The sequence below is a fragment of the Methylobacterium sp. WL119 genome, assembly GCF_008039875.1.
Lineage (GTDB): Bacteria > Pseudomonadota > Alphaproteobacteria > Rhizobiales > Beijerinckiaceae > Methylobacterium.
On record NZ_VRUU01000190.1, the window covers coordinates 1 to 3882 of the forward strand.

General features: G+C 73.0%; 3 protein-coding genes and 1 riboswitch. All 3 genes read left to right on the plus strand.

What is annotated here, in order from left to right:
* Positions 1–878, plus strand: an 878-nt coding sequence (locus FV227_RS28070; RefSeq protein WP_187274988.1) for a DUF2778 domain-containing protein, incomplete at its 5' end; no start/stop codon positions are given.
* A gap of 68 nt (positions 879–946) precedes the next feature.
* Positions 947–1161, plus strand: a riboswitch (cobalamin riboswitch).
* Between the two features lie 256 nt (positions 1162–1417).
* A complete protein-coding gene (locus tag FV227_RS28075) occupies positions 1418–3433 on the plus strand; it encodes a TonB-dependent receptor (protein ID WP_244033025.1) in 2016 nt (671 codons plus the stop codon).
* Between the two features lie 103 nt (positions 3434–3536).
* The coding region (locus tag FV227_RS28080) for a hypothetical protein (RefSeq protein ID WP_147860432.1) at positions 3537–3882 on the plus strand (346 nt) is incomplete at its 3' end.

The window sequence follows — 3882 nt, forward strand, 5'->3', positions numbered from 1 at the left end:
CGCTCACCCCGCCCGAGCCGCGTTTCGCCCCGCCGGTCGCGACGCTCGCGGCCGCCGAGCCGCGTTCGACGGAAGCCGCGCCCCCGGTGCAGACCGGCCGGCAGGCCCAGGTCGTGGAGCAGGTGCGGGCCCTGCGGGCAAACCAGGTCTTACGGGACACGCAGGTCCTGCGGGTTACCCAGGTCCTGCGGGACACCGAGGTCGTGCGGCAGGCCCAGATCGTGCCGCTGCCGGTCGCCCGCCCGGCGGACCTGATCGCCGCCCCCGTGCCGCAGCGCCTCGCCCTGCGCCGCGCCCCGCGCCGGGTGCCCGAGGCGGTCCCGGCGCCCACCGCCGAGACGCCGTCGTTCTTCGAGGAGCTGTTCGCCGCGCGGAAGGACCCGGGCCCGGCTTTGGCCTACGCCGCCCTCGAGAGCCCCGGGCTGGAGCGGTCGCGCGGCCGCCTGTTCCCCGGCCCCGACGCGGGCGCCGGCACGGCGATCTACGACATCACCGCCCGCACCGTCCGCCTGCCGAACGGCGAGGTGCTGGAAGCCCATTCCGGCCTCGGCGCCAGCATGGACCATCCCGACTTCGTGCACCTGCGGATGCGCGGCTCGACCCCGCCGGGCACCTACGACCTCACCGAGCGCGAGGCTTTGTTCCACGGCGTGCGGGCGATCCGCCTCAACCCGGTGGGCGGCGCCGCCGCGATCCACGGCCGCGACGGGCTGCTGGCCCACACCTACATGCTCGGGCCGAGCGGCGCCTCGAACGGCTGCGTGTCCTTCCGCAACTACGACCGCTTCCTGCAGGCGTTCCTGCGCGGCGAGATCCGCCGCCTCGTCGTGGTGACCGGCCGCGGCGACGGCCCGGCCCGCTTCGCCGCGAGCCGCTGACGCCGTCACCGATCGGCCACACCCGGCGACGGCGTCCGAAAGCCGGATTGACGGGCCGGCGCCGCCCGACGCAACCTGCACGCGACGGTTCCTCATCGAGGATCAAAAGGGAACGCGGTGAGGGGAGGGCCCGACGAGGCCTTGCCCGAAGCCGCGGCTGCCCCCGCAACTGTAAGCGGCGAGCCTTCCACCACTGGACGTCACTGGATGCGCCGCATCCGGGAAGACGGTGGCGGGCGATGACCCGCGAGCCAGGAGACCTGCCGTCAGTCGTGGTCACACGCGAAGCGCGTCGGGCGGGGTGTTCCGGCGGGTGTCGAAGCCCCCGGCCGTCCGACGGACGGAGCGGTGGATCGGCCTCGTTCGCGGTGACGTGCCACGTCCGCGTCGCCCGAGGTCCCGTGTCCGCGTCCCAGTCCCCGCCCGTCTTCCGAACGCCAACCCTGCTCGCTCTCGCCTGCGCCGCCGCCCTCTCGGGCCCGGCCGCGCTGGCGCGCCCCGCCGCCGGGGAGGCCGAGGCGAACCTCGCCGAGATCTCCGTGACGGCCGACGATCCCAGGCCCGCCGCCGGGGCTGCGGCGAGCGCCGGCTACGTCGGCGGCACCATCGGCGCCGGCGGGGCGCTTCGGACGGTGGATGCGGCGAGCGCCGGCATCGTTTCCGGCGCCGAGATCAACAGCCGCCCGATCACGCGGCCGGGCGAGGTGCTCGAATCCGTGCCCGGCCTGATCGTCACCCAGCATTCGGGGGAGGGCAAGGCCAACCAGTTCTTCCTGCGCGGCTTCAACCTCGACCACGGCACCGACATCGCGATCGAGGTCGACGGGATGCCGGTGAACATGCGCACGCACGCGCACGGCCAGGGCTACGCCGACATCAACTTCCTGATCCCCGAGCTCGTCGGCGCGGTGGCGTTCCACAAGGGGCCGTACTTCGTCCGCGACGGCGACTTCGCCTCGGCCGGCTCGGTACGGATCGACTACCTCGACACCGTCGCCAAGAACGTCGCGCTGACCTCGTTCGGCAGCTTCGGCTACGCGCGGGCGCTGACCATCGCCTCGGCCCCCCTCGGCCAGGGCAACCTGCTCGTGGCGGGCGAGGCGCAGGTCTACGACGGCCCGTGGGACGTGCCGGACGCGCTGCGCAAGGTGAACGGCGTGGTGCGCTACAGCCAGGGCACGGCGCTCGACGGGTTCTCGGTCACCGGCATGGCCTATGCCAGCCGCTGGACCGCGACCAACCAGATCGCGTCGCGCGCGGTGTCGGAGGGGATCATCGGCCGCTTCGGCACCCTGAACCCGACCGACGGCGGCGACAGCAGCCGGTTCTCGCTCTCGGGCCGCTGGAGCATGACCGACGACACCGGCGTCACGCGGGCCTCGGCCTACGTCATCCGCTCGCAGCTCAACCTGTTCAACGACTTCACCTACTTCCTCAACGATCCGGTCAACGGAGACCAGTTCCACCAGCTCGACCAGCGCATCCTCGGCGGCGGCGAGGTGAGCCACGTCTTCCAGGGCGACCTGTTCGGGCATCCGATGGAGAACGAGATCGGGGTGCAGACCCGCACCGACGCGATCCGCGTCGGGCTGTTCAACACCGCGAACCGCCAGTTCCGCACGGGCGTCCTCGACGACCGGGTGCTGGAGGCGAGCGGGGCGTTCTACGTCGACAACCGCGTGCGCTGGACCGACTGGCTGCGCACCAGCGTCGGCTTCCGGGCCGACGCCTACTACGGCGACGTGGTCTCCGACACGGCGGCCAATTCCGGCAAGGCACGGGACGGCATCGCCAACCCGAAGCTCGGGCTGGTGCTGGGGCCGTGGTTCGACACCGAGCTCTACGTGAACTACGGCGGCGGCTTCCACTCGAACGACGTGCGCGGCGTGACCGCGACGGTCGACCCGGCGAGCCCCCTGTTCAACATCGCGCGCTCGCCCTTCCTCGTGCCCTCGACCGGCTACGAGGTCGGCATCCGCAACCGCTCGATCGCCGGGCTGGAGACGGCATTGGCCCTGTTCCGCCTCGATTTCGCGTCGGAGAACCTGTTCCAGGGCGACACCGGCACGACGGAGCCGAGCCGGCCGAGCCGCCGCTTCGGCATCGAGTGGACCAACCGCTACGCGGTGACGCCGTGGCTGAGGCTGGAGGGGGACCTCACCGTCACCAATACCCGCTTCTCCGACGTCGACCCGGTCGGCAACCGCATCCCCGAGGCGCCGACCACGATCGCGTCGGCCGGGTTCACCTTCGGCGAGGGCCTCGGCTGGTTCGGCGCGATGCGGCTGCGCTACTTCGGCCCGCGCCCGCTGATCGAGGACAATTCCGTGCGCTCGAAGCCGACGGCGCTGCTCAACGGCCGCGTCGGCTACAATTTCGACAACGGCCTCAGCCTGTCGCTCGACGTGCTGAACCTGACCAACGCCAAGTCGGACCAGATCACCTACTACTACGTCTCGCGCCTGCCGGGCGAACCGGCCGACGGCGTCGCCGACCGGCACTTCCACCCGGTCGAGCCCACCGCCGTGCGGCTGACGCTGGCCGGGCGGTTCTGAGCGGCGGCCCTCGATCCGAGCGGCAGGCCCGGCGAAAACGGCCTCGCACGGTTCTGCCGCATTGACGGGGCGGCGGCCGGCGCCCTAGGCGTGGGGCATGCGCATGTGGCGGCCAGATTGGCGGGTCTGCCGCGCGGTCATCGCCGTGACCGCGCTCTACGCGCTCGCCCTGCAGGCCGTCCTCGGCGGGATGACGGGCGTGCGCACCCTCGACCCGGCGCACGCGCTCTGCCTGCAGGAATCCGGCGCGGACGGGCAGGGCCCGGCCGACGCGCCCCATCACGGCGACCACCTGGCATGCTGCACGGCCGCGCAGGCGATGCCGATGGCGGACGTGCCGGTTCCGGCGGCCGTCGCGGTCGCCCGGTCCGCTCCCCCGGCCGTCGACGTTCCGTGGCGTCCCGTCCTCGCCGCCGCCGCCCGCGCTCCGCCGGGCCTCGGCGCCGGCG